Genomic DNA, 26271 nt, shown 5'->3' with positions numbered 1-26271 from the left:
TCCCCCCCACGGGTTGGGGAGGGGCCGGTGGGGCGGGTTGTGTGGACTTAAAGCGAAGCAGTCCACACAACCGGCCCCGGAGGACCGTCACCGCACCCACCACAACCCAGCCCGCCGCAGGCGCAACGACGAGACGCCCCACGGCGGGACAGACAGGTACGTACGGAGCGCCGCAAAGCGCAACGGCGAGACGACCCGCGGCGCCGCAGACAGGTACGTGGGAGGAAAACCCTAGGGCCTGGTCTGGTTGGCGATGGCCTTATGGTGGCGGACGACCTCGTCGATGATGAAGTTCAGGAACTTCTCCGCGAAGGCCGGGTCCAGGCGGGCGTCCTCGGCCAGGCGGCGCAGGCGCTCGATCTGGGCCGCCTCGCGGGCCGGGTCGGCGGGCGGCAGGCTGTGCCGGGCCTTGAGTTCACCGACCTGCTGGGTGCATTTGAAGCGCTCGGCGAGCAGGTGCACCAGCGCGGCGTCGAGGTTGTCGATGCTGCTGCGCAGATAGAGCAGTCGCTCATGGGCCGCCTGGTCGGCGACGGCGGCCGCTTCGCCGGCCGCCGGGGTCCCTTCGCTCATGTGCCTCTCGCCATCCGTGGTCGTTCTGGTGCGTCGCGCACTACTTCGCTGTGATCGGGTGCACACTACCCGGCCGGCAGGCTGCGGCAGGGTGCGGTCTCGCGGATCGGAACGCCTCCGGCCGTTGTCGGTCCCGGTCGGTCGCCGTCGGTCGTCGGTGCGTTGGCCAAGGTCGACCCGGCCGTCGGTGGTCGGCCGCCGCCGTGCCTCGTAGGCGCGTTGCGTCGCGCGTGCAGGACAATGAGGTCGTGAAGGGCATCGGCCACCAGCACATACGGAACCGGGACTGAGGGCGGCATGGGACGAGTCACGGAGCGACGCAAGGTCATCCGCATCCGGGACGGGGCGGTCTCGACCCGTCCGGACACGCTCGTCGCCGAGGAGCCCCTGGAGATCCGGCTGAACGGGAAGCCGCTGGCGATCACCATGCGGACCCCGGGCGACGACTTCGCGCTGGCGGCCGGGTTCCTGGTCAGCGAGGGGGTGCTGGGCGGCGCCGGCGATCTGCGGAACATCCTGTACTGCGCGGGGGCGACGGCGGACGGGGCGAACACGTACAACGTGGTGGACGTGCGGACCGCGCCGGGCGTGACGGTTCCCGACATCACCCTGGAGCGGAACGTCTACACGACCTCCTCCTGTGGGTTGTGCGGCAAGGCGAGCCTGGACGCGGTGCGTACGACGGCCCGCTGGCCGATCGACGACACCCCGCCGCTGCGGCTGGAGACCGAGCTGCTCGCCGAACTCCCGGACCGGCTGCGGGCGGCCCAGCGGGTCTTCGACCGGACCGGGGGGCTGCATGCGGCGGCCCTGTTCACCGAGGACGGCGAACTGCTCGACATACGGGAGGACGTGGGGCGGCACAACGCCGTCGACAAGCTGGTCGGCCGGGCCCTGCAGAACGGGCAGCTGCCGCTCTCCCGGACGGTTCTGCTGGTGTCGGGCCGGGCGTCGTTCGAGCTGGCGCAGAAGGCCGTGATGGCGGGGATTCCGGTGCTGGCGGCGGTCTCGGCGCCGTCGTCGCTGGCCGTGGACCTCGCGGCGGAGACGGGCCTGACCCTGGTGGGCTTCCTGCGGGGTGCGTCGATGAACGTGTACGCGGGTGAGCACCGGCTCGCCCTGCCCGCGGCGGCCTCGACGGGCTGAGGCGCGGGGGCATGCTGTTGCGCCGGCGGCCGGTCCGGGAGGTCACCGGTCCGGGAGGGCGATCCGGGTGAGCAGGGTGATCAGCTGGGCGCGTTCGTCGGGGGTGAGGTCCGCGGTGAGTTCCGCGTTGGCCTGATCGCCGAGTTGCTGGGTGCGGCGGAGCCGCTGTTTGCCGGCGGTGGAGATCTCGACGGCGTTCTTGCGCCGGTCGTTGGGGTCGGGGGTGCGGGTGACCAGGCCGTCCTTCTGGAGGTCGTTGACCAGCGCGACCATGTCCTTGGGGTCGATGCCGACGGTCCGGCCGAGTTCGGCCTGGGAGACCGGGCCGAGTTCGTCGACCGCCGCGAGGACGGCGTGGTGCATCATCCGCATGCCCTCGGTGGCGAGGGCGTCGGCGACCAGGCGGTGGCCGCGGGCTGCGGCGCGGCCCAACAGCCAGCTGGGGAGTGCGCGGATGCGGCTGGGGGCGTAGGGCGCGTTGTCGGACATGGGACCACCGTAGCGAATTCCATGGGGGCAACCAACGGAAAACCATTGGCAGACCCAATGACTTCTGGTTATCGTTGGGGCACCCAATGAACCCGGCCGACGCCCGTCGGTCGACTCTTCCTGGAGGTGCCGGCCCATGCGCCGAGTCCGATTCCATTCCTACGGCGGTCCCGAGGTCCTGCGCGTCGAGGAGGCCGAGGCGCCGGTGCCCGGCCCCGGTGAACTCCTGGTCCGTACCGAGGCGATCGGCGTCACGCTGCCGTGTGTGCGGCGGGTGCGCGGCGACGGCAAGGGGGACGGTGATCCGCTGCCTTCGATGCCGGGCGGGGAGATCGCCGGCGAGGTCGTCGCGCTCGGCCCGGACGTCACCGGCTTCGCCGTGGGCGACCGCGTCACCTCGCTCACCCTCACCGGCTCGTACGCCGAACTCGCCCTGGCACCCGCCTTCCTGGCCAGCCACATACCGGACGGGGCCGGTGCGGTGGACGCGGTGGCACTGGTGCGCAGCGGGCAGGTCGCGCTCGCCGCGCTCAGCACCGCGAACCCGCAGGGCTCCGAGTCGGTGCTGATCACCGGTGCGGCCAGCGGCACCGGGCATCTCGCCGTCCAACTGACCAAGGTGCAGGGGGTGCCGCGCGTGGTGGCCGCCGTCAGCTCGGCCGCCAAGGCGGAGTTCCTGTACGACCTGGGCGCCGACGAGGTGGTGACGTACGACCAGGAGTCCTGGGGCGAGCCGGTCGACGTGGTGCTGGACGGGGTGGGCGGCGAGGTGCTGCCGTGGGCGCTGGCCGCGGTGGCCGAGGGCGGCCGGCTGGTGTTCTTCAACTCCGGTGGCGGGACGGTGCCGGCGTACGAGCTGCTGGCCGGTTCCAAGACCGTCACCGGGCTGACCATGCGCCGGTTCGCCACCGTCCACCGGGAGCGGTACGAGGCCCACCGCGAGCAGCTGTGGGAACTGGCTGGTTCCGGCCGGCTGCGGGTCGCGGTCCATGCCGAACTCCCGCTGACGGACGCGGCGAAGGCGCACGAGATCATCGAGGGCCGGGCCAACCTCGGCAAGGTCGTGCTGCGGCCGTGAGGAGTGGCGCCCCGGCGAGCGGCATCGGGTGGAAGAAGTGCGGCCGGAGGGCGGGAGAGAGACAGGCGGGAGGGCCGGAGAAGCGCGCCGGGAGAGCGGGGAAGCAGCGGCCCTGCGGGCCGGGGTGTGGCGGCCGGGAGAGTGAATTCCGGTTGGGGGGCGGAGAACCGTCGCACGCTCCTTGTCGCGGTCCGCACGCGGCAGTAGCTTCCGTCAGGGATGCACATAGGACGTGGGATGTCCTGATGACCCGACCGCCGATCCCTCGAAGGGCAGGCCGGACCATGACGTCAGTTCTCCGCGCACACCCCAGCCCCCGCCGCAGATCCAGGCGCCGCCACGCCGCCCTCCTGCTCTCCGCGCTGACCGCCGCAGCCCTCACCCTCCTCCCGAACTCCCCCGCCCAGGCGTTACCTGACGCAGCAGCGGACTCCCCCGGCGCCGCAGCTGAGCCGCCGGCCGGCGGTTTCGAGCAGCAGGTCCTCTTCAAGGCCGCCCAGGAACAGGGCTACTTCTGCTTCCGGATACCGGCCGTGGTCAGGTCCACCCACGGCACCCTGCTCGCCTTCGCCGAGGGCCGGCGGCACGACTGCGGCGACTCCGGCGACATCGACCTGGTCCTCAAACGCTCCACCGACGGCGGCCGCACCTGGGGCCCGCTCCAGGTCGTCAACCGCGGCGGTGGTGACACCCACGGCAACCCGGCCCCCCTCGTGGACCGCCGTACCGGCCGGATCGTCCTCGCCGAGACGTACAACAAGGGGCGTACCGACGGGCTCAGCTGCGATGTGCCCTGCGACCGCACCCCGCACCTGCAGTACAGCGACGACGACGGTGAGACCTGGTCCACACCCCGTGATCTGACGTCCGACGTCCGGCCTGCCAAGTGGAATTCCTGGTACGCCACCGGCCCCGTGCACGGCCTCCAGCTCACCCGCGGGCGGCACGCGGGCCGGCTGGTCTTCGGCATCAACGCCGAGAGCTACGCGGGCAACCGGGTCACCGCCAACCACGCCGCCCTGGTCCACAGCGACGACGGGGAAACGTGGAAGGTGGGCGCCCTCGACACCTGGCCGATCGCCATGGACGGGACCTTCCGGCAGAAGCCCTCGGAGATGACGCTGCTGGAACGTTCCGACGGCGCAATCTACGTCAACGGCCGCGAACAGGACGGTACGGACCTGGGACATCGGACGTGGGCGGTCAGCCGTGACGGCGGCGACTCCTTCACCGACCCGTTCCGCGCCCTTCCCGACCTCTACACGCCGATGGTGCAGGCGTCCGCGCTGCGCCTGCCGCACTCGTCCGCCGCCGGCGGCCGCAGCCGCACCCTCTTCGCCGCGCCCGCCGACCCCGACCGCCGCCGGACCATGACCCTGCGCTCCTCCTGGGACGAGGGCCGCACCTGGGAGGGCGTCGACCGGGGTGCCCGGGTCACCACCGACTGGTCCGGCTACTCGGACCTGGTCGCCATCTCCCCCGACGTCACCGGCCTGATGTACGAGGGCGGCCGGGTCGACGCCCGGGACGAGATCCGCTTCGTCCGCTTCACCGAGGAGTGGCTCGGCCCGCGCCGCGGCCCCGACCCCACGACCCGCGACACCGCCCCCGGCGCCCGGCCCGCCCTCGTCCTCGGGGAGCCGCGGCGCACCAACGGCCGGTTCGGCGCGGCGCTCGACTTCGACGGCAAGGACGACGCCGTACGTCTGCCGTTCCGCCCCTCGCTCCCGCTGGGCACGCACGACTTCACCTGCAGCCTGTGGTTCCGTTACGAGGCCGGTACCGGGGAGCAGCCGCTGCTGTGGATGGGCGGCGTGGGCACCAGGGCGCCCCAGGTCGCGCTGGAGGGCGATCCGGTGAACGGCAGGCTCGTCGCCCGGCTCACCGCCGTCGACGGTGCCAAGCCGGCCGCCACCGCGCAGGCCGTCACCAACGGCGCCTACAACGACGGCGACTGGCACCATCTGGCGCTGCGCCGCACCGACGGGCGGCTGCTGCTCACCGTCGACGGCACCGAGACCACCGTCGTCCCCGACGTCCCGGGGTCGGTCAGCCGCGGGTCGGTCTTCGGCGTCCACCTCGGCCAGAGGCCGGACTCCCGCGCGCAGTTCACCGGCGCGCTGGACGAGGTGCGGGTCTACCGCCGGGCGTTGACCGACGCGGAGCTGTCCGGCGTCCGCGAGGACGACGCCTCGGTGAGCGCGCCGTTGGTGCTGGGGCTGTCGTTGGACCGGGTGAGCGGGCCGGGCAGGTAACTGCCGCCCTCGGCCGCCGCGGTGGGATCGCCCTCCCGCCGCGGCTCCGGTTCCGCTTCCGCGCCCCACCGCCGGGCCAGCACCGCACAGACCATCAGCTGCATCTGGTGGAAGAGCATCAGCGGCAGCACGGCCAGACCGGCCTGCGCGCCGAACAGGACGCTGGCCATCGGCAGCCCGGCCGCCAGGCTCTTCTTGGACCCGGCGAAGGTGATCGCGATCCGGTCCGCGCGGCCGAAGCCGAGCCGGCGCGCGCCGTACGAGGTGCCGGTCAGCATCATCGCGAGCAGTGCGGCCTCCACGCCGAGCAGGCACAGCAGCCGCAGCGGCGAGACCTGGTGCCAGATGCCCTGGACCATGCCGGCGCTGAAGGCGCTGTAGACGACGAGGAGTATCGAGCCGCGGTCCACGTACCCGAGGGCCTTCTTGCGGCGGGTGAGGAACGGCCCGATCCAGCGGCGCAGGAATTGCCCGGCCAGGAACGGGAGCAGCAGCTGGCAGACGATCGGGACCAGCGAGCCGGCCGAGAACCCGCCGCCGTCCCGGTGCAGCACCAGCCCGGCGAGCAACGGGGTGACGACGATGCCGACGAGGCTGGAGAAGGAGCCGGCGCAGATCGCCGCCGCGACGTTGCCGCGGGCGAGGGAGGTGAAGGCGATCGACGACTGGATCGTGGAGGGGACCAGGCACAGGAACAGCAGCCCGGTGTAGAGGGTGGGCGGCAGGACGTACGGGACGAGCGCGCGGGCGGCCAGGCCGAGCACCGGGAAGACGGCGAAGGTGCAGGCCAGGACGGTCAGGTGGAGCCGCCAGTGGCGCAGGCCGGCGATCGCCTCGCGGGTGGAGAGCCGGGCGCCGTAGAGGAAGAAGAGCAGGGCGACGGCTCCGGTGGAGGCGCCGCCCGCAACCGTGGCGGCAGGTCCACGGGCGGGCAGCAGCGCGGCCAGGGCGACGGTGCCGACCAGTGCCAGGAGGTAACCGTCCACGGGCAGCCAGGTGGGCGGCTTGGGCACAGGGTGGCGCATGGTCTCTCTTCGGTGGTTCGGCGGCTGGGTTCGGCGGCCGTCGGGCGGTGTGGGGGCGTGGACGGTGCCCGTCCAGGGTGCCGGGTGGGGCGGCGATCGGGAAGCCCTCTTACCGTGGTCACTGTCATCATGAAAAGTGATGGGCCCCGCCCCGGGACTCCGAGGGGCCGATGGTCTCCGCCCCCTGGTCGTCGGGCGACGGCCGTCCCGCACTCCTGGAGGTGTCATGTTCGAGCCGGTACAGCTGCGCACCTTCCTGGCCGTGGCGCAGACGCTGAGCTTCACGCAGGCCGCGCAGCGGCTCGGGCTGCGGCAGTCCACCGCGAGCCAGCACGTGCGGAAGCTGGAGGAGGCGGCCGGGCGGCGGCTGTTCGTGCGGGACACCCATGGTGTGGAGCTGACCGAGGACGGCGAGGCGATGCTCGGTTTCGCCCGGACGATCCTGGAGGCGAACGAGCGGGCCGCGAGCTTCTTCGCGGGGACCCGGCTGCGCGGCCGGCTGCGCTTCGGGGCGTCCGAGGACTTCGTGCTGACCAGGCTGCCGGAGGTCCTCGAAGGGTTCCGGCGGGACCATCCCGAGGTCGATCTGGAGCTGACCGTGGAGCTGTCGGGCACGCTGCACGAGCTGCTGGCGGCCGGGCGGCTGGACCTGGTGCTCGCCAAGCGGCGCCCGGAGGAGACCGGCGGCCGGCTGGTGTGGCGCGACCGGCTGGTGTGGGTGGGCGCCGAGCGGCTGCGGCTGGATCCGCAGCGGCCGGTCCCGCTGGTGGTCTTCCCGCCGCCCGCGGTGACCCGGGCCCGGGCGCTGGAGGCGCTGGAGCGACAGGGCCGGGAGTGGCGGATCGCCTGCACCAGCGGAAGCCTGAACGGACTGATCGCCGCAACCCGGGCGGGTCTGGGCGTAATGGCGCATACCAAGGGCATGATCCCGCCAGGCCTGGTCCAGATTCCGCCACGTGCCGGTCTGCCGGAACTGGGCGGGGTGGATTTCGCTCTTCTCCATGGGCGGCACGCTCGCGCGGCCCGGGGTCCGGCGGAGGCACTGGCCGAGGCGATCCTGGCGGGTGGCGACCGGCTGCAGTTGCCGTAGCGGGGGTGACCACGGACGTTCCGCGAACGGAGCGTGCGATCCGGTGGCGGGTGCAGAGATTTGGTGCAGATCTGGTCCCGGCGTCGTGATCGTCCGGCGTTGAACGGCCTGGATCATGTCCCTGCTTCTCCGAAGTCATCCGTTTTCTCCTCTTGGTGCGTTCCCGCGGGGTCGCCTTCGCGCCGCGGCAGGCACCTGCCGGATCTCGCCCCCGTGGGGTACGGTCGCGGCCTTGTGAGCAACACCACGAGGAGCTAGGTCATTGCGCGAGTTCACCGTCCCCCCTCTGGCGACCGCGCCCCGGGTCGGCGGGCTGGCGGATGCCGTGTACGACAACGCCGAGGCCGATCCCGGACGCGTCGCGCTGGCCCGCAAGGACGACGCGGGGAACTGGCAGGACGTCACCGCCGCCCAGTTCCGGGACGAGGTGATCGCGCTGGCCAAGGGCCTGCTCGCGCAGGGCGTCCGGTTCGGTGACCGGGTCGGCATCATGTCCCGTACGCGCTATGAGTGGACCCTCTTCGACTTCGCGCTGTGGTCGATCGGCGTCCAGTCCGTGCCGCTGTATCCGACGTCCTCCGCCGAGCAGGTCTTCTGGATGCTGCACAACGCGGGCGCCTCGGCGTGCCTGGTGGAGCACGAGGACCACGCGATGACCGTCGGCTCGGTCATCGACCGGCTGCCGCACCTGCGCAAGCTGTGGCAGCTGGACGCCGACCCGGTGGCCGAACTCACCGCGGCCGGTGCGCACATCGACGACGACGTGGTGCACCGCCACCGCATGGCGGTCACCCCGGACGCCACCGCGACGATCATCTACACCTCGGGCACCACCGGCCGGCCCAAGGGCTGTGTGATCACCCACGCCAATTTCATGGCCGAGTCCGACAACATCGTCATGCGTTACGAGACGGTGTTCACCTCGAAGCCGAACGACGAGGCGGCGACCCTGCTGTTCCTGCCGCTGGCGCACGTCTTCGGGCGGATGGTGCAGGTCGCCGCGATCCGCGGCCGGGTCAAGCTGGGCCACCAGCCCGAGCTGGCGGCCCGGGCGCTCCTGCCCGATCTGCAGACCTTCCAGCCGACGTTCATCCTGGCGGTGCCGTACATCTTCGAGAAGGTCTTCGCCGCGGCCCGGCGGAAGGCCGAGGCGGAGGGCAAGGTCGGGCCGTTCGACAAGGCCGTGGAGATCGCGGTCCGTTACGCCGAGGCGCAGGAGAACAAGGCGTTCGGCACCGGTTCGGGGCCCGGCGCCTCCCTGCGGATGCAGCACCAGCTCTTCGACAAGCTGGTCTACAGCAAGGTCCGGACGGCGATGGGCGGCCGGGTGCGGCATGCGATGTCCGGCGGCTCGGCGATGGGGCGCCGGCTGGGGCTGTTCTTCGCCGGCGCCGGGGTGCGGATCTTCGAGGGCTACGGCCTGACCGAGAGCACCGCGGCGGCCACCGCCAACCCGCCCGAGCGGACCCGCTTCGGCACCGTCGGCACGCCCGTCCCCGGCACGACCGTGCACATCGCGGAGGACGGCGAGATCTGGCTGTACGGCGGGCAGGTCTTCCAGGGCTACCACAACGACCCCAAGGCGACCGACGCGGTGCTGCACGACGGCTGGTTCTCCACCGGTGACCTGGGCGCCCTCGACGAGGACGGCTATCTGACGATCACCGGCCGGAAGAAGGAGGTGCTGGTCACCTCCGGTGGCAAGACGGTCTCGCCGGTGTCCCTGGAGGAGCGGGTGCGGGCACATCCGCTGGTCGCCCAGTGCATCGTGGTCGGCAACGACCGGCCGTTCATCGCCGCGCTGGTCACCCTCGACCCGGAGGCCGTCGCGCACTGGCTGTCCATGCGGGGCAAGCCGGAGATGCCGCCGTCGGACCTGGTGCGCGACCCGGACCTGGAGACCGAGATCCGGCGCGCCGTGGTGGCCGCCAACACGCTGGTCTCGCAGGCCGAGTCGATCCGTACGTTCCGGATACTGGCCCACCAGTTCACCGAGGAGCACGGGCTGCTGACGCCGTCGCTGAAGCTCAAGCGCAAGGCGATCGAGACGGCGTACTCGGCGGAGGTGGACGCGCTCTACAAGGGGTGAGGCACCGCGGGCGGGGGTCGCCGACCGGCGGAGGGCGGTGCGGGTGCCGCTCGCCCTGGCGTGGACGGGCGGGGCGTCGGCGTTCGCGTGCGGCGGCTGTCCGTGGCTGGGCCGGGCGGTGGCCGACGGCCTCTCCCCCGGTGCGCCGGCGGCCTCCGGTGGGCTGCCCGGCCTGGTGGGCGCGCTGGAACTGTTCGCCGGGGTGGTGGTGCTGTGTGCGGGCGGCTTCACTCTCGGCGAACTCACCGCCGGCGTGCGCGGGAATGCTGCGGGGCGGATGATCGTTGAACGATCTGGAACACGAACGTCGACGTAAGGACCGATCCCCCCGTGAGCAAGGTTCCGTCCATCACGCTCAACAACGGCATCGCCATGCCGCAGCTCGGCTTCGGCGTCTGGCAGGTCGAGAACGACCAGGCGTTCACCGCCGTCGGCCAGGCCCTGGACGCCGGTTACCGCAGCATCGACACCGCGGCGATCTACGGCAACGAAGAGGGCACGGGCAAGGCGCTCGCCGCCTCCGGCATCCCGCGGGAAGAGCTGTTCGTCACCACCAAGCTGTGGAACTCCCACCAGGGCCACGACGCGACGCTCCGCGCCTTCGACACCTCGCTGACCAAGCTCGGCCTGGAGTACGTCGACCTCTACCTCATTCACTGGCCGGTCCCCGCCAAGGACACGTACGTCGAGACGTACAAGGCGTTCGAGAAGATCCTCGCCGACGGCCGCGCCAAGGCCATCGGCGTCTCGAACTTCCTCCCGGAGCACCTGGAGCGGCTGCTGGGCGAGACCTCGGTCGTCCCGGCCGTCAACCAGATCGAGCTGCACCCGCATCTGCAGCAGGAGGAGTCCCGCACCTTCCACGCCCGGCACGGCATCGCGACCGAGGCCTGGTCGCCGCTCGGCCAGGGCCGGGACCTCCTCGACGACCCGACGATCGGCCGGATCGCCGTCAAGTACGGCCGGACGCCGGCCCAGGTGGTGCTGCGCTGGCACCTGCAGATCGGCAACGTCGTCATCCCGAAGTCCGTCACCCCCTCGCGGATCGTCGAGAACATCGACGTGTTCGGCTTCGAGCTGGACGGTGCGGACCTCGCGGAGCTGGCCGGCCTGGACACCGGCACCCGCCTCGGCCCGGACCCGGCCACGTTCGACGTGGCCTGATCCCCGCGCGCACGGCGCCGCCCGGACCGCCGGGCGGCGCCGTGCCGTGCGCGGTCCGGCCCGAGTGGCGGGGTCGGCGGGCGGCAGGAAGTGTGGAGGGAGGAGCGCGCGGCGTGCCCGGGTCCGCCCGGTGCGAGGTTCGCGCGCCGCCCCTGCCCCCGAGGAGGCCACGATGCCCGACGTCACCTCTCCCTATCAGCCCGGGACCCCCTGCTGGGTCGACCTCGCGGCCCCCGACCAGCAGGCCGCCATCGATTTCTACGCGAGCGTCTTCGGCTGGACCGGTGAGGTCGGGCCCCCGGAGACCGGCGGTTACGCGGTGTGCCTTCTGAAGGGCAAGCCGGTGGCCGGCATCATGGCCGCGATCGCGATGGACAACCAGCCCCCGCCGCCCACGGTGTGGACCACCTATCTCGCGGCCGACGACGCGGACACCGCCTCGGAGGCGGTCAGCAAGGCCGGCGGGACGATCCTGATGCCCGTCACGGACGTGATGACGCTCGGCCGGATGTGCATCGCGGCGGACCCGACGGGCGCGGTGTTCGGTATCTGGCAGGCCGTCGACTTCCCCGGCGCGGGCATCGTCAACGAGCACGGCGCGCTGATCTGGAACGAGCTCAACACCACCGACCGCTCCGCCGCGGCCGCCTTCTACCAGGCCGCGATGGGCATCGAGAACGTCCCCCTGCAAGGCGCCGACAACTACTACGCGCTCAAGGTGAACGACCGTCCCGTGGGCGGGATGCAGCCGATGTCCGAGGAGATGCCGCCGGACACGCCGTCGCACTGGCTGCCGTACTTCTCGGTGGCGGACACCGACCGCACCGTCGAGAAGGTGACCGCGGCCGGCGGTGCGGCGCTCCAGCAGCCGTTCGACATGATGGCCGGCCGGATGGCCGTGGTGACGGACCCGCAGGGCGCCACCTTCGCGGTGATCACCCCGAATCCGCTGAACCAGGGCTGACGACCGCGGCCGGGCCGCCGGGCGGCGGCCGCAAACGGTCCTGCCGGGCCGGCAACCCCGGGGTCCACGGCACGCGGCGGTGATCGTAGGGTCGGAGCCGTGGCAACTCCGGGATGGATGCCGCCGACGGACACCGAGCGGCGGCTGTGCGAAGCGACGGCGCGTGGTGACGGGGACGGCCAGGTCGCCGCGATCGCCGGCGAGGACCTGTATCTGGCGGCCCCGCAGCAGGGCCAGGACCCGCTGCCGGTCTACGACGACCCGGCGGCGGGCGGGAAGTGCATCCCCGTCCTGACCCGCGGCATGCTGCCGCCGTGGCAGCCGCAGCAGTTCTTCGACCGGGTGTCGCTGGAGGAGCTGGCGCAGGACTGGCCGAACGACAAGTGGCGGCTGGCGGTCAACCCGGGCACGCCGTGCGTCGCGTACCTCGCCGCCACGCCCGCGCACCGGGCCGGCTGGCTGCGGATCCGCGCCCAGGTCGGGGTGCGGCCGGGCGGGCTGCTCGTCACGCACTTCGGCGGTCCGCTGCACGGGCCGGTGGCGCAGGGGCTGGCGTGCGGCGCGCCGCTCGCGGTGCACCACAGCGTGCCGTGGAACGAGCTGGGGACGGCGTTCCTCGACTCCGCCACGGACGCCGACACGCTGCGCGAGCAGTGGTCGGTGACCGATCCGGCGGGCTGGCAGCAGCGTCTGGAGCAGTTGCTGGCCGGGCGGTTCGCGCCGGCCGACGCGGAGGCGGCGCTGCGCGCCCGGGCGGAGCGGCGTACCGCGGACGGTGGGCAGGGGGACGGGGCACGGGAGGCGGCGGGCGCGGCCCCGGAGCTGCCCGAGCTGGTCACCCGGTACGAGGAGCGGTTCCGCGCGGACGGGCTGCTGCCGGCCGGCGGTCAGGTGGTGTCCGTGGTGGCGCTGGATCTCGCCCATGCGGTGGCCCTGGTCCGGTGGGGCCTGGGCGCCCGGCTGTGCGCGCCGCCGCAGGCCGAGCAGGCGGTCCAGCGGGCGGCGGCACGGGCCGGGGAGGTGTACGGCTCGTGGCAGGAGTTCGCCGCGGGTCATGCGCTGGGCCGGGTGCTGGCCTTCGACAACGGCTGGTTCGGTGCCGGGTACGCGGAGACGGTGCATCTGCACCGGGTGCTCACCCAGGATCCGTCCTCGCCGTGGCGGGGCCTGCCGTTCGCCTGATCCCGGCGCGGGGCGGTGTAGAGGTAGGCCATGGATGTGGCGATCTGTCTGTTCAGTTCCGATCTGCGGGTGTACGACCAGCCGGTGCTGCGGGGCGCGTTGCGCGCCGCGGCGCGGGTGGTGCCGCTGTTCGTGGTCGACACCGGCATCGCGCGGGCCGGGTTCGTGGTGCCCAACCGGGCCGCGTTCCTGGCCGGGACGCTGGCCGACCTCGATGCCCAACTGCGTGAACGCGGCGGTCGGCTGGTCATCCGTACGGGCGATGTGGTGGCCGAGACCTGCCGGGTCGCGGCGGAGACCGGGGCCGGGGAGGTGCATCTGGCGGCCGGGGTGAGCGGCTATGCGCAGCGCAGGGAGCGGCGGTTGGCCGGGGCGCTGGCCGGGGACGGGCGGGCGCTGGTCGTGCATGACGCGGTGAGCACCGCGGTGCCGCCGGGTGCGGTGCTGCCCGCCGGGCCGGGCCGGGACCATTTCGCGGTCTTCACCCCGTACTTCCGGCGCTGGCGGGCCGAGAAGCTGCGGGCGGTGCTGCCGGCACCACGGGCGGTGCCGGTCCCGGACGGGGTGCGGTCCGGGGCGGTGCCGTCGGCGGCGGAGCTGTGTCCGGGCGGCCGGCCGTCACCGGCGCTCCCGGAGGGCGGCGAGCGGGCCGGCCGGCGCCGGTTCGGGTCCTGGCAGCGGTCCGGCCTGGCCGGCTACGGGGAGCGGCGGGACGACCTCGCGGGCGATGCCACCTCGCGGCTGTCGCCGTATGTGCACTTCGGCTGTCTTTCGCCGGTGGAGCTGGTGCACCGGGCGTCCGGGCGTTCCGGTGCCGGCGCCGAGGCCTTCGTACGGCAGCTGGCCTGGCGGGACTTCCACCACCAGGTGCTGGCGGCCCGCCCGGATGCCGCGGCCGCCGACTACCGTCCCCGGGGCGACCGGTGGCGGCGGGCGGACGCGGAGGTGGCGGCGTGGAAGGCCGGCCGGACCGGGTACCCGGTGGTCGACGCGGCGATGCGGCAGCTGGGGCACGAGGGGTGGCTGCACAACCGGGCCCGGATGCTGGTGGCCGGCTTCCTGACCAAGACGCTGTACGTGGACTGGCGGGTGGGCGCCCGGCACTTCCTGGACCTGCTGGTGGACGGCGATGTGGCCGACAACCAGCTGAACTGGCAGTGGATGGCGGGCACCGGCACCGACACCCGGCCCAACCGGGTGCTCAATCCGCTCGTCCAGGCCGGGCGGTTCGACCCGGAGGGTGAATATGTGCGGCGCTGGGTCCCGGAGTTGGCGGGCCTCGCCGGGCCCGCGGTGCACCGGCCGTGGCGGCTCGGCGCCCCCGAGCGCGCCGCGTACGACTACCCGGAGCCGCTGGTGGACCTGGCGGAGGCGGCGCTGAGGTTCCGGCGGGCGCGCGGGCAGGAGTAGCCGTACGGGCGGGAATGTCGCCGGGCCACCGCACCGCGGGCGGTGGGCAGCGTGGCGTGGGCGGCCCCGTCGCCGGGGGATGATGCAGGACGTACCGACGGAGAGGACGGATGACGACATGGGCGACAGCGGGATGCGTCGCGGGATGGACCGGACACTGCTGGACCGGGCCCTGGGGGCGGCCGGGCCGCGGCGGCCGGCCACCCGTCCCACCTGGGCCCAGTGCCGCACCGCACTACGCCGGACACCGCTGTCGGTGTGGCACGACGACGTCACGGACTGGGCGGCGAGCCTGACGTACTACTCGGTGCTGGCGCTGCTGCCGACGCTGATCGTCACGGTGTCCCTGATCGGCCTGGCCGATCCGGCGGCCACCGAGCAGCTCGTCGACCAGATGAGTTCGCTGGCGCCGGCCGGGTCGGGCGGGACCGTGCACCGCGCGCTGGCCACCATGGCGCAGCAGCACACCGCGGCGTGGGTGGTGGTGGGCGGTGCGCTGGTCAGCGCGCTGTGGTCGTCGTGCAGCTATCTGGCGGTGTTCCGCCGGGCGCTGCACGCCATGCACCGGACGAAGGACGACCGGCCGCCGTGGCGCAAGGCGCCGCGCATCCTGGCCACCGCGCTGCTGCTGATGGCGCTGCTGATCAGCAGTGCGGTGGCGCTGCTGGTGAGCGGGCCGATCGCGGCCTGGGCCGGCCGGGCGCTCGGGCTCGGTGACGCCGGTGAGGCCACCTGGAACCTGCTGAAGTGGCCGTTGCTGCTGGTCCTGGCGACGGTGCTGGCCATGGTGCTGTTCCGGTCCGGGCCGCCGAGTTCGCGCGGGCTGCGGCGGGCGGCGCCCGGCGGTGTGGTCGCGGTGCTGCTGTGGCTGGTGGCGTCCGCGGGTTTCGCCGTCTACGTCGACTGCGTCGGCACCTTCAACCGGCTCTACGGCTCACTGGCGGGGCCGGTGGTGTTCCTGATCTGGCTGTGGTTCTCGCATCTGTCGCTGCTGTCGGGCGCGCAGTTCAACGTGGAGCTGGCCCGGGCGGGCCGGGTGGTGAAGCCGCGTTCGGGCGACTGAGGCGGCCCGCCCGGTGGGCACACCGGTGCCCGCACCGGTCAGTCCGCGCCGTGTGCCCCGGCGATCTCCTCGATGCGGCGGGCCAGTCCGAAGTCGAGGTCGGTGACCCGGCCGCCGATGCTGTGGGTGTTCACCGCGACGGTCAGCCGGTTGTAGCCGAGCGTCAGATCGGCGTGGTGGTCCAACTCGTCCTGGATGCGGGCGATGTGCATCACCATCACGGCCGCCGGGAGGTGTCCTGGGAAGTGGTAGCTGCGGTGCAGCCGGTCGTCCTCGACGGACCAGCCGGGCAGCTCCGCGAGCCGTTCCTCGATCTCCTTCTCACCGAGCGGTTCCACCTGGGCGCCCATCGCGTTCCCCTCTCACCGGTGCCGTCGTGCCGCCGCCTTCCGCGGTGACCTCCGCTCACAGCCTTCCACGGGCGGCTCCTGACAATTCGATCGTACGTCGGACCACCGATCGATTACCGTCATCGCCATGACGACTGTTGCCGCGCCGGCCCCGCCGGAGACGAGCACGGGTGTGGGCGCGCTGCTGCGCGAATGGCGTGACCGGCGCCGGATCAGCCAGCTGGAGCTGGCGCTGCGCGCCGACTCCTCCGCCCGGCACATCAGCTTCATCGAGACCGGCCGCTCCCGCCCGAGCCAGGAAATGGTGCTCCGCCTGGCCGAACACCTCGACGTGCCGGTACGGGAGCGCAATGCGCTGCTGATCGCCGCCGGCTACGCCCCGACCTTCCCCGAGACCCCGCTGGACGACCCCGCCATGGATGCCCTGCGCTCCGGTCTGGAACGGCTGCTGACCAGTTACGAGCCGTTCCCCGCGCTGGTGGTCGACGGGCTCTACACCGTCCAGGCGGCGAACGGCGGTATCACCATGCTGCTGTCGGGCGTCGACCCGGCGCTCCTCCAGCCGCCGCTGAACGCCATGCGGATCACCATGCACCCGGGCGGCCTGGCGCCCCGGATCCGCAACTACCTGGAGTGGCGCGAGCATCTGCTCGGCCAGATGGAGCGCCAGTTGGCCCTGATGCGGTCCGCGCCGCTGCGCGCCCTCTACGAGGAGGTGAGCGGCTATCCGCTGCCCCCGGGCGGCCACGAACGGGCGTCCTTCGGCGGTCATACGCCGTTCGCGCTGCCGATGATGATCGAGCACGACGGCCGGGTGCTGTCCTTCATCTCGACCATCGCCACGTTCAACACCCCGATGGATGTGACCGTTTCCGAACTCGCGGTGGAGACCTTCCTCCCCGCCGACCCGGAAACGGTCACCTATCTGCGGACCCGGGCCGGATAGGCCCGGTCCGCCCGCTCACATGGCGGGCACCCGGTCCAGGAACCCCACCACGGTGCGGATCCGCCCGTCGTCGGCCAGCCGCACCACGTCGAACCCGGCGACGGGCGCCGTGCCGTCCGGTGCCACCAGCTCCCAGCCGAACCGCGCCACGTCGTGGTGCCCGTCCACGTCCCCCAGCTGCCGGAAGACGAACCCCGGGAACTGCGCGTGGGCCCCGACGATCACCGCCGCCAGCCCGTCCTGCCCGGCCACGTCGGCCAGCGGGTCGGTGTAGGTGGCCTGCTCGTCGAAGGCCGCGGCGACGGCCTTGCCGAGCGCCTCGTCCCCGGTCGCGTTCCACGCCTCGAAGTACCGTGCCGCCGCGTCCGCGTACCGCTGCTGCTCCGTCATGATCTGCTCCTCCGCACATCCGAAACCACGTTGGGATCCCGGTTCACGGGCCGGAGTGCGCCGGCCCGTGATCCGGTGCCCTCAGCTTGCCGGGCGGCGCGGCCGGGGTCGATGACGTCCGAGGTAATGGCCCTCGTCAGCGGGGGTGCGGGAGGCGCAGCGGCTGCCACCAGCCAGGGTTGTCGCGGTACCAGGCGACGGTGCGCAGCAGACCGGTGCGGAACGGCACCTGGGGGGCGTAGCCCAGCGCGCGCAGCTTGCGGTCGTCGAGGGCGTAGCGGCGGTCGTGGCCGGGCCGGTCGGCGACGTGGCGGATCCGTTCCGGGCCGGCGCCGCAGGCGTCCAGCAGCAGTTCGGTCAGGCGGAGGTTGGTCAACTCCTCGCCGCCGCCTATGTGGTAGACCTCGCCGGGGCGGCCCCGTTCCAGTACGAGCTGGATGCCGCGGCAGTGGTCGTCGACGTGCAGCCAGTCGCGGACGTGCCGGCCGTCGCCGTAGAGCGGCACGGTCCCGCCGGACAGCAGGGTGGTCACGAAGAGCGGGATGACCTTCTCCGGGTACTGGTACGGCCCGTAGTTGTTGCTACAGCGGGTGATGCTCACGTCCAGCCCGTAGGTGCGGGCGTAGGAGCGGACGAGGAGGTCGGCGCTGGCCTTGGTCGCCGCGTAGGGCGAGTTGGGCAGCAGCGGGCTCTCCTCGGTCCACGCGCCGTCCTCGATGGAGCCGTACACCTCGTCGGTGGAGATCTGGACGAAGCGCGGCACGCCGGTCCGGCGCACCGCTTCGAGGAGGGTGTGGGTGCCGAGCACGTTGGTGCGGACGAAGGCGTCCGCGCCGGCTATGGAACGGTCGACATGGGACTCCGCGGCGAAGTTGAGCACCGCGTCGTGCCCGGGCAGCAGATCGGCGAGCAGCGGGCCGTCGCAGATGTCGCCCTCGACGAAGGTGAGGCCGGGATGGTCGCGCACCGGTGCGAGGTTGGCCGGGTTGCCGGCGTAGGTGAGCTTGTCGAGGACGGTGACCCGGACGTCCCCGGCGCCGGGGTACGCCCCGCCCAGCAGGCTGCGCACGTAGTGCGAGCCGATGAAACCGGCGGCACCGGTGACCAGCAGCCGCATCACGGTGTCCGCTCCGTCGGGGCGTCCGGGGCGTCGTCCCCGGTGCGGTCACCCCGCAACGTGCGCGGGCTCCTGGTCGTCCGTGAGGGCGGCCTCGGGGCTCGCCGGGTCGCTCTGGGTGGCCCGGTGGGTGGTGCGGCGGGCGGCCATCCAGGCGTAGACGAGGATGCCGGCGAAGAGGAACAGCACGCCCTGGTAGATCGCGGCGTAGCCGGCGCCGGCGACGAGCCAGAAGGTGAAGCCGAACGCGGCCAGCGCCAGGGTCAGGTCGCGGGCGAAGCGGGCCGGGCGGACCCGGTCGCGGCGGCCGGTGAGGAGGAAGTAGACCTGGGCGCCGGCGGCGAGGAGGTAGGGGACGGTGGCGGAGAAGGTGGTGATCAGCACCAGGATCTGGAAGACCCCGCCGGTGCCGAGGACGTAGTTGACCACGGTCAGCGCGCTGGCCAGGATGCCCGCGGCGAGCACGCCGACGGTGGGGACGCCGCGGCGCTTGATCAGGAACGGCGCGGGGAAGAGGCCGTCCTTGGCGGCGGCGTACGGCGACTGGGCGCTCATCAGGGTCCAGCCGTTGAGCGCACCGATGATCGAGACGACGGCGGCACCGGCGACGAGGGTGCCGCCCCAGTGGCCGCCGAACATCGCGTTGACGGCGTCCGAGAACGGCGCCGTGGAGTGCACCAGCTTGGTGTGCGCGACGGTCCCGAAGACCGCGAGGGTGCCCAGCAGGTAGACGACGGCGGCGCCGACGGTGCCGAGGACGGTGGCCCGGCCGACGTTGCGTTCCGGGTCGCGGACCTCGCCGGCGCTCATCGCCGCGGACTCCACGCCGACGTAGGAGTACAGCAGGATCGCGGCGGCGGCGGACATCCCGCCGACCGCGCTGCCGTGGCCGGCGTGGAACGGGCCCAGGTTGTGCGGATCGAAGAAGAACAGCCCGACGACCGCGATGAAGAGCAGCGGGACGAACTTGAGGACGGTGGAGACCAGCTGGACGGCGCCCACGTAGCGGGTGCCGGCGAAGTTGGCGAGGGCCGGGAGCCAGAGGGCGGCGAGCGCGACCAGGAGGTCGGTGCCGGCGGAGGCGTGGCCGGGGACGAGGACGTGCACATAGCCGACGGCGGCGACCGCGAGGGCGGCGTTGCTGACCCAGGTCATCGTCCAGTACGACCAGGCCGAGAGGAAGCCGGCGAAGTCGCCGAACGCCTCGCGCGCGTAGACGTAGGGCCCTCCGGTGTCCGGGTGGCGCTCGGCGAGCCGGCCGAAGACCAGGGCGAGGGCGACCGCGCCGATGGTGAGCACGCCGAAGGCAAGGAGGCTGACGGTGCCGAAGGGGGCCACCGAGGCCGGGAGGAGGAAGATGCCGCCGCCGATGATGTTGCCCATCACCAGGCAGGTGGCGGTTCCGAGACCGAAGCGGCGGGTGTGCCGGTCGTGCATGGCGTGGTGGGCCTCTCGTCGTGCGCGGTGCACCCGGGGTTACCGAGCATCGGTAATGGTCGGTGATCGAGCGGCCCGGTCCCAAATCAGCGGGATTTGTGCGGCGGGGGGTGGTCCGGCACGGCAAAACCTTCGGAGCGCGGGGCCGCGGGCCGTAGTTCGTCCGTGGTGGCGCCGGGCGGGCCGACGGGCGGCCGGTGGCCGTCGGCGGGCCGGGAAGGGGGCGGAACGGGTGGTTCCGGCGACGCCGGGCAGCCCCGCGGCCCGCACCCCTGCGGGTCAGCGCTCCGGCAGGTCAGCGCTCCGGCAGGACCCGGGACGCCCCCACCGGCAGGTCCCACAGGTCCTCGCGGGGGCGGCCGGTCGCCTCCCAGGCGGTGCGGACCCGGCGCAGTGGTTCCAGCGGCGGCTCGCCGGAGAGCAGGAACGTCGACCAGTGCATCGGCACCAGCGCCCGGGCGCCCAGGTCCTGGGTGGCCCGTACCGCCTCCTCGGGGTCGGTGTGCACCGGGCGCAGCATCCAGCGCGGGTCGTAGGCGCCGATCGGCAGCAGCGCCAGGTCGATGTCCGGGTAGCGGCGGCCGATCTCCTCGAACCAGTGGCCGTAGCCGGTGTCCCCGGCGAAGTGGATCCGCCGTCCGTCGGGCGCGGTGAGCAGCCAGCCGCCCCACAGGGAGCGGCAGGTGTCGGTGAGGGTGCGCTTGCTCCAGTGGTGGGCGGGGACGAAGTCGAGGCGCACCGGGCCGCCGGGGGCGGGGAGTTCGACCGCCTCCCACCAGTCCAGGTCGGTGACGTGGGTGAAGCCGCGCCGGCGGGCCCAGCGGGCGAGGCCGGCGGGCAGCAGCAGCGGGGTGTGCCGGGGCAGCCGCTTGAGGGTGGGGATGTCGAGGTGGTCGTAGTGGTTGTGGCTGATGAGGACGGCGTCGACCGGCGGCAGGTCCTCCCAGCGGACGCCGACGGGGGTGACCCGGGGCGGGGTGCCGAGGAGTTTGCGGGACCAGACCGGGTCGGTCAGCAGGGTCAGCCCGGCGATCCGGATGATCCAGCTGGCGTGGCCGGCCCAGGTGAGGGCGATCGTGGTGGGGCCGGCGACCGGCAGCGGGCCCGGCTCGAACGGCAGTTGCTGGATCTCGTGCAGGGTCTCGGGGGCCGGGCGGAGCTTGCCCTCGCGGGCGATCCGGGCCAGCGCGCGGACGCCGGGCAGCGGGGCGGTCAGCCGGTCGGTGAAGTCCCGGGGCCAGGTGCGGGTTTCGCCCAGCGGGCGGGGCTCGGGCAGGTCCGGCGGGGTGTCGGTGGCCGGTGCCGGGGCGGTGGCCGGGGCGGTGCCGGGGTCCGCTCCCCCGCCCGGCCCGGCGCCGGTGCCCGGTCCGGCGCCGGTGCCCGGTCCGGCGCCGGTGCCCGGTCCGGCGCCGGTGCCGCCCCGGTGGTCGGCGGACTGCTCGGCGAGGGAGCGCTCGGTCTGTTCGGTCATCGAGGGGCTCCATTCGGTGGACAGAACCGGGGCGGTTCGGAACGGGGTCGGGGCGCGCGGGTCCGGTGGATCACCCGTCCGCGGCGGTCGTGAGCGCGGCCAGCGCGCGCGAGAGGGCGGTCAACGCCTCGGCGATGTGCGGGAGTTGCAGCGGGTCGGGGGCGTCCAGGACGCGTTGCCGCAGCTCCCGGTCGGTGCCCAGCAGGGCCTCGGCGCCCAGCCGGACCCGCAGCGCGCCCGGGTCATCGCCGAAGCGGTGCCCGCCGCGCGCCGCCCAGGGCGCCAACTCCCGTTCCAGCGCGGTGGATTCGGCGATGCCGTGGGTGGCGAGGGGGCGCCGCAGCGGTTCCAGGTCGGCGTAGAGGTGGCTGCCGGCGCGCGGCGGCCGGCACAGGGCGCCCGCCTCGGTGAGGGCGCGGTGGAGGGCGGCGGTGAGCACGCCGTAGATCCGGGCGACGGTGACCGTCCGGGCCCGTACGGCCTCGGGCTCGCCGAGCGCATGGGTCACGGCGCAGGCGAGCGGTCCCGGCAGCGGGGTGCGGAGCTCGGCGAGCACCTCCAGGGTCGCGGCACGCAGCTCGGTGCCCCGGCCGGTGTCCGGGAAGCGGGCCAGCGCGGCGGGCCAGGAGGCGGGCAGCAGCGTGGCGCGCAGGTCGCTGATCACCACGACCTCTTCGGGCAGCATCTCGGCGGGGCTGAGCAGCACGGTGTCGTGCGGTTCGTGCAGCAGGTCGCGGCGGGTCTCGTCGCTGAGGACCCACAGCCCCTCTTCGGCCGCCGCCTCGCACACCTCGTGCAGCTGCTCGGGCGCGGGGCAGGTGCCGGTCGGGTCGTCGGGGACGGAGAGCACCAGCACCCGCGGCGTCTCACCGTGCTCACGGGCCCGGCGGACGGTCTCCAGCAGCGCGAACGGGTCGGGCAGCCCGCCGGACTCCGCGGGCACCGGCGCCCGGTGCACCGGCCTGCCGAGCAGCCGGGCGGGCGGTGCGTACGACTCGGAGCAGGGCCGGGGCAGGACCACGGCGCCGTCGGCGGCGGCGTACAGCGCGAGCAGCAGCGGGGCCGCCCCGGGCGCGGCGAGGATCTGGCCGGGTCCGGTGGCCAGGCCGCGGCGTTCCCAGTGGCCGGCGGCGGCGGAGCGCAGCGGGGCGCCGCCGCCGGGCGGTTCGGCGTCGGTACGGCCGGCGGCCGCGGCGAGGTGCGCGGCGAGTTCCGGCAGGACCGGCAGGCCCACCGGAGGGTCCGGCTCGGGCCGCGGATCGGGGGCGGTCCGCTGCATCCGTACCTCCACTCCACGACGGCGGGTCGATCGTGGGCCCATCACATGATGGGCGGCCCCGTCCACCTTCGCAGATCACGCGGGCGCGGCCCGGGGGCGACACGTCGCGGGGACGGGTGGTGATCCCGGGGGGCGTCAGGATGCGGTGGCCTTGTGGTGCCGGGCCGACCTTCGGTGGGGCCGCGGTCCTGCTGCCCCGGCTCAGGGACACCGCTGCCCCGGGTCACGGTCACCGCTGCCCCGGGTCACCGTCACCGCGTTCACCCGGCTGGTCGGGACCATGACCAGCTGTGAAGACCGATCGCGCGATCGGTCTTCCGGGGAGCTAACGCCCCGCCGGCCCCACCCGCTCATAGCGGTGCACCGTCACCCTCTCCCCCGCTCCCCAGTCCTGCTGCTCGGTGGCCCGGCGGACCCAGCCGCGGCGCTCGTAGAGGGCGATGGCCGCGGTGTCGGTGGCCTTCACCTCCAGTACGGGGCGCAGGCCGCGGGCCGCCGCGGCGTGCTCGACGGCGGCGAGGAGGCGCCCGCCGTGGCCCGCGCCGCGGGCGTCGGGGGCGACGTAGAGCCGGCTGACCTCGCGGCCGCACAGCGCGCCGTGGCCGACGATCCGGCCGGCCGACAGGGCGACCCAGGCGGCGGTCAGTCCGTCGGGGGTCAGCCAGCGTGCCGGGTCGTCCGGCCAGTGGTGCGGATAGCCGTTGTGGGCGTGCACCTCGGCCAGTACGGCCGTACAGGCGTCGAGATCGGTGGCCCTGCGTCTCCTCAGCACCGGATGATGGAAGCACAGTCCCGGGCGCGAGGGGGTAGGAGGTGCCGCATGCGAACGCTCTTGAGCAATCTCGACCGGCGGACCTTCGACCTGATCGCCACCCGCGAGTGGCCCGGGGCCCAGCGGGTGCTGCCCCGGCTGACCCGCAGCGCCAATCACGGTCTGCTGTGGTTCGGCATCGCGGCGGGCGCGGCGGCGCTGGGCGGGCGGCCGGCGCGGCGGGCCGCGGCGCGCGGGGTGGCCTCCCTGGCCGTGGCCTCGGCCACGGTGAACACGTTCGGCAAGCGCTCGGTGCGCCGGCAGCGGCCGCTGCTGGACGCGGTGCCGGTGATCAGGCAGCTGACCCGTCAGCCGTTCACCTCGTCCTTCCCATCCGGGCACGCCGCCTCGGCGGCAGCGTTCGCGACCGGGGTGTTCTTCGAGAACAAGTGGTGGGGCCTGGCGCTGGCGCCGGTCGCCGTCTCGGTGGCGTTCTCCCGCATCTATACGGGTGTGCACTATCCGGGTGATGTGCTGGCGGGTGCCGCGCTGGGTGCGGGTGCGGCGTTCGCGGTACGGGGTCTGGTGCCGACCCGCGCCCAGCTGGCGCCGCCGGCCCGGCCGCGTGCGGAGGCGCCCGCGCTGCCCGGCGGCCGGGGGCTGGTCGTGGTGGCGAACCCGGGCTCGGGGCAGCGCACGGGACAACGCCCGGACCGGGCCGCCGAGGTGCACGCGGTGCTGCCGGAGGCCGAAGTGGTGAGGTGCGACGGGTCGGACCGGCAGCCGCTGGACGAGGCGCTGGAGACGGCCGCGGAGCGGGCCCGGGAGCTGGGCGGCGCGCTGGGGGTGGTCGGCGGGGACGGCACGGTCAACGCCGCGGCGGCGGTCGCGGTGCGGCACGGGCTGCCGCTGGCGGTGCTGCCCGGCGGCACCGCCAACCACTTCGCGTACGACCTGGGGATCGAGAGCTTCGCGGCGGCGGCGCGGGCCGTGGAGAGCGGGGAGGCGGTCGCGGTCGACGTGGCGCGCTTCCGGACCGGTCCGCACCGGGAGGGGCGTTATTTCCTCAACACCTTTTCGGTGGGCGTCTATCCGGAGCTGGTGCGCATCCGGGAGCGCTGGGCGGGCCGGATCGGTGCCTGGCCGGCGGGGGTGCTCGCGGCCTGGGAGGTGCTGCGCTCCGCGGAACCGATGTCGGTGCGGATCGGCGGTGAGCTGCGCTCGGTCTGGCTGCTGTTCGTGGGCAACTGCCAGTACCGGGGCCTGGGTTTCGCCCCGGTGCGCCGGCACGACCTGGCGGACGGGGTGCTCGACGTACGGGTGGTGCACGGCGGCCGGCTGGCCCGCACCCGGCTGCTCGTCGCGGCGCTGATGGGCACTCCGCGCCGTTCGCCGGTGCTGGGCGAGGCGCGGCTGCCGCGGCTGCGGATCGGCGGCCTCGGCGATACCGCGGCGATCGCGTATGACGGTGAAGTGGCCATGTCGGGAGGCGAGTTGACGCTGGAGAAGGAGCGCGAGGCACTGACGGTGTATCGACTGCTGCCCGACTGAGCGACACCTCCGGCGGACGGGCACGGACAAAGGCGCGGATCACATCCTGAGATAGGTCTCTCAAGATGCGAGATCGCCGCGTACGGTGGGGTGTCACACCGACGCATGCGAAGGAGTGCTCCATGCCGCAGGAGTCCGCCGTCTACACGCACGGCCACCACGAGTCCGTACTGCGCTCCCACACCTGGCGCACCGCGGCCAACTCGGCCGGCTATCTGCTGGATTCGCTGAAGCCGCACATGCGGGTACTGGACATCGGCTGCGGTCCGGGCACGATCACCGCCGATCTGGCCGCCCTGGTGCCGGACGGGCAGGTCACCGGGCTGGAGCGGGCGCCGGAGGTGCTGGACCAGGCACGCGCCACCGCCGCCGCGCGCGGGGTCGAGAACGTCCGGTTCGTGGTCGGCGACGTCCACGCACTGGACTTTCCCGATGACACGTTCTGCGTGGTGCACGCCCATCAGGTGCTGCAGCACGTGGGCGACCCGGTCCAGGCGCTGCGGGAGATGCGCCGGGTGACCAAGCCGGGCGGGATCGTGGCCGTCCGCGATTCGGACTTCTCGGCGATGACGTGGTACCCGGAGGTCCCGGGCATGACCGACTGGCTGCGGCTGTATCTGCGGGTGGCCCGGACGAACGGCGGCGAGCCGGACGCCGGGCGCCGGCTGCACGCCTGGGCCCGGCAGGCGGGCTTCGCACCGGAGGCGGTCACCGCCACCGCGGGCACCTGGTGTTACCGGACGCCGGAGGAGCGGTCGTGGTGGAGCGAGCTGTGGGCGGACCGCACGGTCAGCTCGTCGTACGCGCGGACAGCGGTGGACGGCGGGCACGCCACGGAGGCCGAACTGCGCCGGATCGCGGAGGCCTGGCGGGCCTGGGGCGCCGAGGAGGACGGCTGGTTCGGCATCCTGCACGGCGAGCTCCTGTGCCGGGTCTGAGCGCGGTGCGGCCTTCCGCCCGAGGGCCCGGGACGGCAGCCGGAGGGTCGTGTCTCCTCGGCGCGGGGTGCGGACGGTCCGATCACGGCCAACTGATCGCGTACCGGCCGGGGGCCCAACTAGGGTGGTTCATATGGACATTCTGGGGACCTCGCTGCGGGTGTGCGTCAGTGATCTCAATGCCGCGATCGGCGTCTACGAACGGCTGACGGGCGCGGAGGCGATCCGCTTCCAGCGCGGTGGTGTGGCGGTCGCGGCCGTCGGGTGCTTCTTCCTGATGAGCGGCCCCGAGGCGGAGTTGTCGGTGCTGCGGAAGATCACCGCGACCCTCGCCGTGGAGGACGTGGACGAGGCGGTGGCCGATCTGACGGCGGTCGGCGCGGACATCATCGCCGGGCCGGTGCCGACGCCGATCGGCCGGAATGTGGTGGCCCGTCATCCGGACGGTGCGATCTTCGAATACGTCGACCGCAAACAGGCCGCCGGGGCCTGACGGGACTCCCCCGGCGGCCC

Annotated in this window: 25 protein-coding genes; 15 read left to right on the top strand and 10 right to left on the bottom strand. The window is 73.4% G+C overall.

All coding sequences use genetic code 11. The features are described 5' to 3' along the window. Positions 1-231: 231 nt before the first annotated feature. Entirely contained in the window at positions 232-573 is a 342-nt protein-coding gene (locus ACFV1J_RS29005; protein ID WP_385862922.1) for a chorismate mutase, read from the bottom strand. Between the two features lie 297 nt (positions 574-870). On the opposite strand from ACFV1J_RS29005, the gene fdhD reads away from it, so the two are divergent. Further along, positions 871-1719, top strand: a complete 849-nt coding sequence (gene fdhD / locus ACFV1J_RS29000) for a formate dehydrogenase accessory sulfurtransferase FdhD (RefSeq protein WP_385862921.1) — start codon at positions 871-873, stop codon at positions 1717-1719. 42 nt (positions 1720-1761) lie between these two features. Here fdhD and ACFV1J_RS28995 read toward each other — a convergent pair whose 3' ends face one another. Beyond that, positions 1762-2208 (bottom strand): MarR family winged helix-turn-helix transcriptional regulator, encoded by a 447-nt coding sequence (locus ACFV1J_RS28995; protein WP_385862919.1) that lies wholly within the window; start codon positions 2206-2208, stop codon positions 1762-1764. Between the two features lie 136 nt (positions 2209-2344). On the opposite strand from ACFV1J_RS28995, the gene ACFV1J_RS28990 reads away from it, so the two are divergent. Together ACFV1J_RS28990 and ACFV1J_RS28985 are read left to right on the top strand one after the other, a co-directional pair. Further along, positions 2345-3286: a zinc-binding alcohol dehydrogenase family protein gene (locus ACFV1J_RS28990; RefSeq protein WP_385862917.1), complete on the top strand. Its 942-nt coding sequence runs from the start codon at positions 2345-2347 to the stop codon at positions 3284-3286. 284 nt (positions 3287-3570) lie between these two features. Next, positions 3571-5541 carry an exo-alpha-sialidase gene (locus ACFV1J_RS28985; protein WP_385862914.1) on the top strand — a complete coding sequence of 657 codons (1971 nt, stop codon included), beginning with the start codon at positions 3571-3573 and terminating at the stop codon, positions 5539-5541. On the opposite strand, the gene ACFV1J_RS28980 is transcribed toward ACFV1J_RS28985, so the two are convergent. Continuing rightward, a complete protein-coding gene (locus ACFV1J_RS28980; RefSeq protein WP_385862911.1) occupies positions 5424-6566 on the bottom strand; it encodes a bile acid:sodium symporter family protein in 1143 nt (380 codons plus the stop codon). The two genes, ACFV1J_RS28985 and ACFV1J_RS28980, sit on opposite strands and share 118 nt — an antisense overlap. A gap of 226 nt (positions 6567-6792) precedes the next feature. Between ACFV1J_RS28980 and ACFV1J_RS28975 the strand changes: the two genes are divergently transcribed. The 8 genes from ACFV1J_RS28975 (at position 6793) to ACFV1J_RS28940 (ending at position 15528) form a co-directional block, all read left to right on the top strand. Next, positions 6793-7656 (top strand): LysR family transcriptional regulator, encoded by an 864-nt coding sequence (locus ACFV1J_RS28975; RefSeq protein ID WP_385862909.1) that lies wholly within the window; start codon positions 6793-6795, stop codon positions 7654-7656. A gap of 262 nt (positions 7657-7918) precedes the next feature. Continuing rightward, positions 7919-9745 carry an AMP-dependent synthetase/ligase gene (locus tag ACFV1J_RS28970; RefSeq protein WP_385862907.1) on the top strand — a complete coding sequence of 609 codons (1827 nt, stop codon included), beginning with the start codon at positions 7919-7921 and terminating at the stop codon, positions 9743-9745. Between the two features lie 43 nt (positions 9746-9788). After that, positions 9789-10061 (top strand): hypothetical protein, encoded by a 273-nt coding sequence (locus ACFV1J_RS28965; protein ID WP_385862905.1) that lies wholly within the window; start codon positions 9789-9791, stop codon positions 10059-10061. A 14-nt stretch (positions 10062-10075) separates the two neighbouring features. Continuing rightward, positions 10076-10909 (top strand): aldo/keto reductase, encoded by an 834-nt coding sequence (locus tag ACFV1J_RS28960; protein ID WP_385862903.1) that lies wholly within the window; start codon positions 10076-10078, stop codon positions 10907-10909. A gap of 172 nt (positions 10910-11081) precedes the next feature. Next, positions 11082-11873, top strand: coding sequence for a VOC family protein (locus ACFV1J_RS28955; RefSeq protein ID WP_385862901.1), 792 nt, complete (start codon positions 11082-11084; stop codon positions 11871-11873). Between the two features lie 117 nt (positions 11874-11990). Then, positions 11991-13055 carry a DUF1266 domain-containing protein gene (locus tag ACFV1J_RS28950; protein ID WP_385862934.1) on the top strand — a complete coding sequence of 355 codons (1065 nt, stop codon included), beginning with the start codon at positions 11991-11993 and terminating at the stop codon, positions 13053-13055. Between the two features lie 30 nt (positions 13056-13085). After that, a complete protein-coding gene (locus ACFV1J_RS28945; protein WP_385862900.1) occupies positions 13086-14465 on the top strand; it encodes a cryptochrome/photolyase family protein in 1380 nt (459 codons plus the stop codon). Between the two features lie 118 nt (positions 14466-14583). Further along, the gene (locus ACFV1J_RS28940; RefSeq protein ID WP_385862897.1) at positions 14584-15528 is read left to right on the top strand and encodes a YihY/virulence factor BrkB family protein; all 945 of its coding nucleotides are present in this window, start codon (positions 14584-14586) and stop codon (positions 15526-15528) included. 38 nt (positions 15529-15566) lie between these two features. On the opposite strand, the gene ACFV1J_RS28935 is transcribed toward ACFV1J_RS28940, so the two are convergent. Continuing rightward, positions 15567-15878, bottom strand: coding sequence for a 4a-hydroxytetrahydrobiopterin dehydratase (locus tag ACFV1J_RS28935; protein WP_385862895.1), 312 nt, complete (start codon positions 15876-15878; stop codon positions 15567-15569). Positions 15879-16005: 127 nt separating this feature from the next. Between ACFV1J_RS28935 and ACFV1J_RS28930 the strand changes: the two genes are divergently transcribed. Continuing rightward, on the top strand, positions 16006-16824 hold the full coding sequence (locus tag ACFV1J_RS28930) for a helix-turn-helix domain-containing protein (RefSeq protein ID WP_385862893.1): 819 nt from the start codon (positions 16006-16008) through the stop codon (positions 16822-16824). Between the two features lie 15 nt (positions 16825-16839). Here ACFV1J_RS28930 and ACFV1J_RS28925 read toward each other — a convergent pair whose 3' ends face one another. From ACFV1J_RS28925 to ACFV1J_RS28900, 6 genes are all read right to left on the bottom strand, one after another. Further along, positions 16840-17214 carry a nuclear transport factor 2 family protein gene (locus ACFV1J_RS28925; RefSeq protein ID WP_385862891.1) on the bottom strand — a complete coding sequence of 125 codons (375 nt, stop codon included), beginning with the start codon at positions 17212-17214 and terminating at the stop codon, positions 16840-16842. 136 nt (positions 17215-17350) lie between these two features. Further along, a complete protein-coding gene (gene rfbB / locus ACFV1J_RS28920; protein ID WP_385862932.1) occupies positions 17351-18331 on the bottom strand; it encodes a dTDP-glucose 4,6-dehydratase in 981 nt (326 codons plus the stop codon). 48 nt (positions 18332-18379) lie between these two features. Further along, positions 18380-19768 (bottom strand): amino acid permease, encoded by a 1389-nt coding sequence (locus tag ACFV1J_RS28915; RefSeq protein ID WP_385862889.1) that lies wholly within the window; start codon positions 19766-19768, stop codon positions 18380-18382. 295 nt (positions 19769-20063) lie between these two features. After that, a complete protein-coding gene (locus ACFV1J_RS28910; RefSeq protein ID WP_385862887.1) occupies positions 20064-21239 on the bottom strand; it encodes an MBL fold metallo-hydrolase in 1176 nt (391 codons plus the stop codon). A gap of 70 nt (positions 21240-21309) precedes the next feature. Then, complete coding sequence (locus ACFV1J_RS28905) at positions 21310-22518, bottom strand: aminotransferase class I/II-fold pyridoxal phosphate-dependent enzyme (protein ID WP_385862886.1); 1209 nt, start codon at positions 22516-22518, stop codon at positions 21310-21312. Positions 22519-22843: 325 nt separating this feature from the next. Beyond that, on the bottom strand, positions 22844-23290 hold the full coding sequence (locus ACFV1J_RS28900; RefSeq protein WP_385862884.1) for a GNAT family N-acetyltransferase: 447 nt from the start codon (positions 23288-23290) through the stop codon (positions 22844-22846). Between the two features lie 48 nt (positions 23291-23338). Here ACFV1J_RS28900 and ACFV1J_RS28895 point away from each other — a divergent pair, with 48 nt between their 5' ends. From ACFV1J_RS28895 to ACFV1J_RS28885, 3 genes are all read left to right on the top strand, one after another. Continuing rightward, positions 23339-24820 carry a bifunctional phosphatase PAP2/diacylglycerol kinase family protein gene (locus ACFV1J_RS28895; RefSeq protein WP_385862882.1) on the top strand — a complete coding sequence of 494 codons (1482 nt, stop codon included), beginning with the start codon at positions 23339-23341 and terminating at the stop codon, positions 24818-24820. 122 nt (positions 24821-24942) lie between these two features. After that, positions 24943-25758: a class I SAM-dependent methyltransferase gene (locus ACFV1J_RS28890; RefSeq protein ID WP_385862880.1), complete on the top strand. Its 816-nt coding sequence runs from the start codon at positions 24943-24945 to the stop codon at positions 25756-25758. A 133-nt stretch (positions 25759-25891) separates the two neighbouring features. Next, positions 25892-26251 (top strand): VOC family protein, encoded by a 360-nt coding sequence (locus tag ACFV1J_RS28885; protein ID WP_385862879.1) that lies wholly within the window; start codon positions 25892-25894, stop codon positions 26249-26251. The last annotated feature ends 20 nt before the right edge of the window (positions 26252-26271 follow it).

The organism is Streptomyces sp. NPDC059649, assembly GCF_042734445.1.
Classification (GTDB): Bacteria; Actinomycetota; Actinomycetes; order Streptomycetales; family Streptomycetaceae; genus Streptomyces.
This window is presented reverse-complemented; position numbering and strand designations above follow the sequence as displayed.

Excerpts from the sequence above, each read along its gene's own strand:
- rfbB (WP_385862932.1), bottom strand. The coding sequence starts at position 18,331 with ATGCGGCTGCTGGTCACCGGTGCCGCCGGTTTCATCGGCTCGCACTAC.
- ACFV1J_RS28930 (WP_385862893.1), top strand. The coding sequence starts at position 16,006 with ATGACGACTGTTGCCGCGCCGGCCCCGCCGGAGACGAGCACGGGTGTG.
- ACFV1J_RS28985 (WP_385862914.1), top strand. The coding sequence starts at position 3,571 with ATGACGTCAGTTCTCCGCGCACACCCCAGCCCCCGCCGCAGATCCAGG.
- ACFV1J_RS28980 (WP_385862911.1), bottom strand. The coding sequence starts at position 6,566 with ATGCGCCACCCTGTGCCCAAGCCGCCCACCTGGCTGCCCGTGGACGGT.
- ACFV1J_RS28940 (WP_385862897.1), top strand. The coding sequence starts at position 14,584 with ATGGGCGACAGCGGGATGCGTCGCGGGATGGACCGGACACTGCTGGAC.
- ACFV1J_RS28975 (WP_385862909.1), top strand. The coding sequence starts at position 6,793 with ATGTTCGAGCCGGTACAGCTGCGCACCTTCCTGGCCGTGGCGCAGACG.
- ACFV1J_RS28915 (WP_385862889.1), bottom strand. The coding sequence starts at position 19,768 with ATGCACGACCGGCACACCCGCCGCTTCGGTCTCGGAACCGCCACCTGC.
- ACFV1J_RS28995 (WP_385862919.1), bottom strand. The coding sequence starts at position 2,208 with ATGTCCGACAACGCGCCCTACGCCCCCAGCCGCATCCGCGCACTCCCC.
- ACFV1J_RS28895 (WP_385862882.1), top strand. The coding sequence starts at position 23,339 with ATGCGAACGCTCTTGAGCAATCTCGACCGGCGGACCTTCGACCTGATC.
- ACFV1J_RS28925 (WP_385862891.1), bottom strand. The coding sequence starts at position 17,214 with ATGACGGAGCAGCAGCGGTACGCGGACGCGGCGGCACGGTACTTCGAG.
- ACFV1J_RS28935 (WP_385862895.1), bottom strand. The coding sequence starts at position 15,878 with ATGGGCGCCCAGGTGGAACCGCTCGGTGAGAAGGAGATCGAGGAACGG.
- ACFV1J_RS29005 (WP_385862922.1), bottom strand. The coding sequence starts at position 573 with ATGAGCGAAGGGACCCCGGCGGCCGGCGAAGCGGCCGCCGTCGCCGAC.
- fdhD (WP_385862921.1), top strand. The coding sequence starts at position 871 with ATGGGACGAGTCACGGAGCGACGCAAGGTCATCCGCATCCGGGACGGG.
- ACFV1J_RS28885 (WP_385862879.1), top strand. The coding sequence starts at position 25,892 with ATGGACATTCTGGGGACCTCGCTGCGGGTGTGCGTCAGTGATCTCAAT.
- ACFV1J_RS28955 (WP_385862901.1), top strand. The coding sequence starts at position 11,082 with ATGCCCGACGTCACCTCTCCCTATCAGCCCGGGACCCCCTGCTGGGTC.
- ACFV1J_RS28990 (WP_385862917.1), top strand. The coding sequence starts at position 2,345 with ATGCGCCGAGTCCGATTCCATTCCTACGGCGGTCCCGAGGTCCTGCGC.
- ACFV1J_RS28890 (WP_385862880.1), top strand. The coding sequence starts at position 24,943 with ATGCCGCAGGAGTCCGCCGTCTACACGCACGGCCACCACGAGTCCGTA.
- ACFV1J_RS28910 (WP_385862887.1), bottom strand. The coding sequence starts at position 21,239 with ATGACCGAACAGACCGAGCGCTCCCTCGCCGAGCAGTCCGCCGACCAC.
- ACFV1J_RS28950 (WP_385862934.1), top strand. The coding sequence starts at position 11,991 with ATGCCGCCGACGGACACCGAGCGGCGGCTGTGCGAAGCGACGGCGCGT.
- ACFV1J_RS28945 (WP_385862900.1), top strand. The coding sequence starts at position 13,086 with ATGGATGTGGCGATCTGTCTGTTCAGTTCCGATCTGCGGGTGTACGAC.
- ACFV1J_RS28905 (WP_385862886.1), bottom strand. The coding sequence starts at position 22,518 with ATGCAGCGGACCGCCCCCGATCCGCGGCCCGAGCCGGACCCTCCGGTG.